Annotated in this window: 5 protein-coding genes; all 5 read left to right on the top strand. The window is 62.4% G+C overall.

Annotated elements, in window-relative coordinates; translation table 11 throughout:
- A partial coding sequence (locus tag EN925_RS21405) for a DNA primase (protein WP_128336887.1) occupies positions 1-1,448 on the top strand: 1,448 nt, incomplete at its 5' end.
- A 426-nt stretch (positions 1,449-1,874) separates the two neighbouring features.
- Positions 1,875-3,896, top strand: a complete 2,022-nt coding sequence (rpoD, locus tag EN925_RS21400) for an RNA polymerase sigma factor RpoD (protein ID WP_013530149.1) — start codon at positions 1,875-1,877, stop codon at positions 3,894-3,896.
- 181 nt (positions 3,897-4,077) lie between these two features.
- The gene (locus EN925_RS21395) at positions 4,078-4,371 is read left to right on the top strand and encodes a GYD domain-containing protein (protein WP_063168777.1); all 294 of its coding nucleotides are present in this window, start codon (positions 4,078-4,080) and stop codon (positions 4,369-4,371) included.
- Positions 4,372-4,502: 131 nt separating this feature from the next.
- Positions 4,503-4,871: a DCC1-like thiol-disulfide oxidoreductase family protein gene (locus EN925_RS21390; protein ID WP_063168776.1), complete on the top strand. Its 369-nt coding sequence runs from the start codon at positions 4,503-4,505 to the stop codon at positions 4,869-4,871.
- Between the two features lie 159 nt (positions 4,872-5,030).
- On the top strand, positions 5,031-5,453 hold a 423-nt coding region (locus EN925_RS21385), incomplete at its 3' end, for a PadR family transcriptional regulator (RefSeq protein WP_164894312.1).

The raw sequence follows: 5,453 nt of genomic DNA, 5'->3' as shown, positions 1-5,453 counted from the left end.
ACAGCCGCAATGCGCTGAAGGAGCATCTCGCCGCCAGGGGCGTGCCGAAAGCCGATATCGAGGCCTGCGGACTGGTGCGCCACGGCGACGACATCCCGGTTTCCTATGACTGGTTCCGCGACCGCATCATGTTTCCGATCCCGGATTCCAGGGGGAAGATCATCGCCTTTGGCGGCCGCGCGCTGCAGCCCGATGCGCTGGCCAAATACATGAACTCGCCCGACACCGAGCTCTTCCACAAGGGCAACGTGCTTTATAATTTCGCCCGCGCCCGCAAGGCCTTGGCCAAGGGCGGCACGGTCATCGCCGTCGAAGGCTATATGGATGTCATCGCGCTGGCACAGGCCGGCTTCGAGAATGTCGTGGCGCCGCTCGGCACCGCGCTTACCGAGAACCAGCTCGAGCTGCTGTGGCGCATGGCGCCGGAGCCGATGTTGTGCTTCGACGGCGACAAGGCCGGGTTGAAGGCCGCGTGGCGGGCCGCCGACATGGCGCTGCCGTCGGTGCAGGCCGGCCGCTCGGCGCGTTTCGCGCTGCTGCCGGAAGGCAAGGATCCCGACGATCTGGTCAAGGCCGAAGGACCGGATGCGTTTCGTAGCGTTCTGGCCGAGGCGCGGCCGCTGGTCGATCTTTTATGGATGCGTGAGACGGCGGGCGGCGTCTTCGACACGCCGGAGCGGCGGGCCGAGCTTGAGAAGACGCTGCGCGAACTGACCAGCCGCATCCGCGATGAAAGTCTCCGCTACCATTATCAACAGGAGATGCGCGAGCGCGTGTTGAGCTTCTTCGGCTCGCAGCGCGGCACCAGGCAAAGCGGCCGCCAGGATGGGCGCCCGGGCCAGGGCAAGGCAGCCGCTCCCGGCGGGCAGTTCGCCAAGAGCGGTGGCGGCCGCATTGCGATCACCGAAAGTCTCGGCCAGTCGGCTTTGGTCAAACGCGGCGGCGAGGGGATGTCGGTGCGCGAGGCGACGATCATCGTCGCATTGGTCAACCATCCGGCACTGATCGACGAGAATTTCGCCCATATCGAGTTTCTCGATCTCGCCAACTCCGATCTGAGGCGGCTGCATGCGGCAATCCTCGATGCAATGGCGCATGACATGGCCAATGACCGGCAGGCGGTGATTGCGACGATCGAACGCGCCGGCTGCGCCGAGATCTGGGAGCGGGCCGTCGGGTTGATCCGGCGGATGCGGCAATGGCCGGCGCTGGAGACCGCCGCCCTTGAAGATGCCCGCGATGCTTTCAGCCAGGCGCTGCACTTGCAGCGCAGCGCGCGCACCTTACATAAGGAACTGAAACAGGCGGAAGCGGCGCTCGCCACCGATCCCACAGACGAAAACTACCGGCACCTGATCGAAATTCAGGCGCAATTCCAGGATGTGCAAGCCACGGAAGCGCTGATCGAAGGGTTTGGCGTCTCCTCGGGCAGGGCAGGGCGAGCTTAGTTGGAAGCGAGTGAATTGAGAAAGCGTCGTTGCGCGTCGAAATGGCGCGTAACGGGCTAAGTCGGGTAATTGATTCGCTTTTTTCATGCGAATCATGCGAGAGGCGCTTGACCTTCTGGCAGATTGGCGGAATCAGGACGATTCGAAACGTTAACCCGAACCCGCGTCGACGGGAAATAAGCGATGTGAGGTACTGGTCACTGGACAGGCAGCCCGCCTGCCACAGATATCAGGGTTAATCTGGACTTAATGGATGTCGCCCAAAAAGGGGAAACCCGGTTTTGGGGCAACGACATACACCAAACGAAACGAGTTGATGCAGTTACTGGCCCGGTGAAGCGCGTTTCATAAGCGAGCGCATCCGATTTGACTGGTCCGACAGCTTACGCGGCTTTGAAGTTCGGCCGCTAGGAGAAGATAAAGACTATGGCGACAAAGGAAAAGGAAGAGGTCGAAACCGAACGCGAAGGCGCCACCGATGGCCCTCTGCTCGACCTTTCCGATGATGCTGTCAAGAAGATGATCAAGGCCGCCAAGAAGCGCGGCTATGTCACCATGGACGAGCTGAATTCGGTGCTGCCCTCAGAGGAAGTGACCTCCGAGCAGATCGAGGACACGATGGCGATGCTGTCCGACATGGGCATCAACGTGGTCGAGGACGACGAGCAGGGCGAGGAGCCCGAGGCCGCCGACACCGCGGCCGATGCCGAGGAAGACGCCAACGAGCTGGCTGAGCAGACCGGCACCGCGGTTGCCGCCACCACCACCAAGAAAGAACCGACCGATCGCACCGACGATCCGGTGCGCATGTATCTGCGCGAGATGGGCTCGGTGGAGCTTTTGTCGCGCGAGGGCGAAATTGCCATCGCCAAACGCATCGAGGCCGGTCGCGAGACGATGATCGCGGGTCTGTGCGAAAGCCCGCTGACCTTCCAGGCCATCATCATCTGGCGCGACGAACTCAACGAATCCAAGATCCTGCTGCGTGAGATCATCGATCTCGAAGCCACCTATGCCGGCCCCGAGGCCAAGCAGGCGCCGGTGGTCGAGCGCGTCGAGGAAGCCAAGGTCGAGGACAAGCCGCGCCGTTCGCGCGACGACGAAGACGACATCACCAATGTCGGCGCCGATACGCGTGGGCTGACGGATGACGACGACGAAGACGAGGACGAAGCAAGCCTGTCGCTGGCCGCGATGGAAGCGGAACTCCGCCCGCAGGTGATGGAGACGCTCGACGTTATCGCCGACACCTACAAAAAGCTGCGCAAGCTGCAGGATCAGCAGGTCGAGAACCGTCTGGCCGCGGCCGGCACGCTGTCGCCCAGCCAGGATCGCCGGCTGAAGGAGCTGAAGGACCAGCTGATCAAGGCGGTGAAGTCGCTGTCGCTCAACACGGCGCGCATCGAGGCGCTGGTCGAGCAGCTCTACGACATCAACAAGCGCCTGGTGCAGAACGAAGGCAAGCTGCTCAGGCTCGCCGAAAGCTACGGCGTGCGTCGCGAAGAGTTCCTGAAGGAATATCAGGGTTCCGAGCTCGACCCGAACTGGACGCGCTCGATCGGCAACCTGACCTCGCGCGGCTGGAAGGAATTCACCAAGAACGAGAAGGATGCGATCAAGGACCTGCGCGCCGAGATCCAGAACCTCGCCACCGAAACGGCGATCTCGATCCTGGAATTCCGCAAGATCGTCAACCAGGTGCAGAAGGGCGAGCGCGAAGCGGCGATCGCCAAGAAGGAAATGGTCGAGGCCAATCTGCGCCTCGTCATCTCAATCGCCAAGAAATACACCAATCGCGGCCTGCAGTTCCTCGACCTGATCCAGGAAGGCAATATCGGCCTGATGAAGGCGGTCGACAAATTCGAATACCGCCGTGGTTACAAGTTCTCGACCTACGCGACATGGTGGATCCGGCAGGCGATCACGCGTTCGATCGCCGATCAGGCGCGCACCATCCGCATTCCGGTGCACATGATCGAAACGATCAACAAGATCGTGCGCACCTCGCGCCAGATGCTGCACGAGATCGGCCGCGAGCCGACGCCGGAAGAACTGGCCGAAAAGCTTGCCATGCCGCTCGAAAAGGTACGCAAGGTCTTGAAGATCGCCAAGGAGCCGATCTCGCTCGAAACGCCGGTCGGCGACGAGGAGGATTCGCATCTGGGCGATTTCATCGAGGACAAGATGGCGATCCTGCCGATCGACGCGGCGATCCAGGCCAATCTGCGCGAGACCACCACGCGCGTGCTGGCCTCGCTGACGCCGCGCGAGGAGCGCGTGCTCAGAATGCGCTTCGGTATCGGCATGAACACCGACCACACGCTGGAAGAAGTCGGCCAGCAGTTCTCGGTTACCCGCGAGCGTATCCGCCAGATCGAAGCCAAGGCGCTGCGCAAGCTCAAGCACCCGAGCAGGTCGCGCAAGCTGCGCAGTTTCCTGGATAGCTGAGACTTACCGATGCAAAGAGTTCAAGGGCGCCGATGGCGCCCTTTTTTGTTTGTGGGGCGCACTCTTGCGGGCCGGGCCCTTCGGGAGGATAATTTCGCTGTCGGATGCATTTCTGGGCGATAACCCGGATGCCCGCCCCGGCGAAGCCGCCGTGCTCCGTGGCCCCGGAGGGAGGTGTGCCATGACAAGCTACATCGTGCTGATGAACTGGACGGAGCAGGGTGCCAGAAACGTGCGCGAGTCACCGAAGCGGCTCGACGCCGCCAGAAAGCAGCTGGGAGACATGGGCGGATCGTTCAAGGCGTTCTACCTGACCATGGGCGAATACGACATGGTGGCGATGGTCGAAGCGCCCGACGACGCGGTGCTGGCGCGCTTCTCGCTGATGCTGGCGGCAGCCGGCAATGTCAGGACGCGGACGCTGAAGGCCTTTCCCGAATTGGCCTACCGCGAGATCGTCACCTCGCTCGGATAGAGCCTGTAGCGGAAGGGCCGGACCGGCTGGCCCGATACATTCTCCTTCGCGCGAGCGACCGAGCGACGTCTTGACGGCGCCCGATCGTTCGTGGTCCTTCAAGTTTGCGCTACCAACCAAATGCCGGAACTATGCTGACCGTCTGGTACAATACGCGCTGCCCGGTCTGCGATGCCGGGATCAGCAGGCAGAAGCGGCGGCTGATCGAAGCGGTCAAGGCTGGGCGGATCGAGTTCCGAGACATCAATCTTGAACCGGCAGCGCTAGCCGGATTTGGCGCGTCGCTTGAGGATATCCGCCGCCGGCTGCACGCCACCGATGCCGAGGGCCGACTGCTGGTCGGCGCCGATGTCGCCATCGCGGTATGGAAGGTCACGCCGGGCGAGGGCTGGTTGGCGACGCTGTTCGGCAATCCGGTTGCCTTGCCGCTGACACGCTTTGCCTACGATCGCTTTGCCGATCTTCTCTATGCCTGGAACCGGCGCAAGGGGCGCTGGTAGCCGAATTTATCGGTGGCCGCCGTTCGCAACGAAGCGGCCGAGACTGGAAAATCGAGCCCGCTGGTGCTGCATTCAGATACATCGTAAGATATATCTTGACTCCATCGATTGACTTGCCTAATTAAGATATATCGTACGATACAACTCAAGGAGCAATCAATGCACAAACACAATCATTTCGGGCGCGGTCATTTCGGCGAGCGCATGTTCATGCACATGGCCGGCAAATTCGGTGGCAGAGGGGGCGGCGGCTTTGGCCCGTTCGGCCACGGCGGCCGTGGTGGCGGGCGCGGCGGTCCGGGCGACATGTTCCGCGCCGGACGCATGCTGGCCGACGGCGACCTCAAGCTGATCACGCTGTCGCTGCTGGCCGAAGCGCCGCGTCACGGCTACGACATCATCAAGGCCCTGGAAGAGCGCACCAGCGGCATCTACAGCCCGAGCCCGGGCGTGGTCTACCCGACGCTGACCTTCCTGGAAGAGGCCGGCTATGCCGCCTCCGCCGCCGACGGCAACAAGAAGGTGTTTTCGATCACCGAGGCGGGCCAGGCGCATCTCGCCGACAACCGCGAGATGATCGAC

Source organism: Mesorhizobium sp. M7A.F.Ca.US.006.04.2.1, from assembly GCF_004022915.1.
Classification (GTDB): Bacteria; Pseudomonadota; Alphaproteobacteria; order Rhizobiales; family Rhizobiaceae; genus Mesorhizobium; species Mesorhizobium ciceri.
This window is presented reverse-complemented; position numbering and strand designations above follow the sequence as displayed.

Coding starts and splice junctions, on each gene's coding strand:
- EN925_RS21395 (WP_063168777.1), top strand. CDS start 4,078: ATGACAAGCTACATCGTGCTGATGAACTGGACGGAGCAGGGTGCCAGA.
- rpoD (WP_013530149.1), top strand. CDS start 1,875: ATGGCGACAAAGGAAAAGGAAGAGGTCGAAACCGAACGCGAAGGCGCC.
- EN925_RS21390 (WP_063168776.1), top strand. CDS start 4,503: ATGCTGACCGTCTGGTACAATACGCGCTGCCCGGTCTGCGATGCCGGG.